Origin of the sequence: Micromonospora sp. LOL_024 (assembly GCF_048060415.1) — a bacterium.
In the GTDB taxonomy this organism is placed as follows: Bacteria; Actinomycetota; Actinomycetes; order Mycobacteriales; family Micromonosporaceae; genus Micromonospora.
In genome coordinates this window covers 1-448 of sequence record NZ_JBHMIS010000195.1, presented here as the reverse complement: position 1 = coordinate 448, position 448 = coordinate 1, and the positions used below count along the sequence as shown (strand labels likewise).

At 68.1% G+C, this 448-nt stretch carries 1 protein-coding gene and 1 pseudogene; both read right to left on the bottom strand.

Translation table 11 applies throughout. The features are described 5' to 3' along the window. Positions 1–133 (bottom strand): annotated as a pseudogene (locus ACFHWY_RS28855) (IS5/IS1182 family transposase); the annotation flags it as partial. A 56-nt stretch (positions 134–189) separates the two neighbouring features. Next, a partial coding sequence (locus ACFHWY_RS28850) for a transposase family protein (protein ID WP_416583382.1) occupies positions 190–448 on the bottom strand: 259 nt, incomplete at its 5' end.

The window sequence follows — 448 nt, the reverse complement described above, 5'->3', positions numbered from 1 at the left end:
GGGTGGGCAGGTCGAGTTCGGCGGCGGACCAGTTCAGGGCGGCGGTGATCCCGAGGTCGCGGGCGTAACTGGTGTCGTGTAGATGCCCGGGCAGCGCCGTCGATGTCCAGATTGGCAGTCCGTCGGGTCGCATGATCGCTTGGATGTTCGCGCCGAAGTCGCGGTGTTTTCCGGAGTACCAGGCGTCGATCACCTCGCCCTTGACCGACAGGGTCGTCTCGGTGAGCCGGTCGCAGTCGACCGTTTTCCGTCGAGGATCACGTGGGACCAGCCGTCGGCGGCGGCCCGCCGCAGTGCGGTGTGCAGATCGGCGGCCTGGGCGGCGAGGACCGTGATGCCTTCGTCGCGGTAGCGGTAGGCGGTCGCCCTCGAGATTCCGAAGCCGGCGGCGAGGAGGGCCAGGTCCTCACCTTTGCGGAACCAGACGAGCACCATCAGGGCCTGGTAG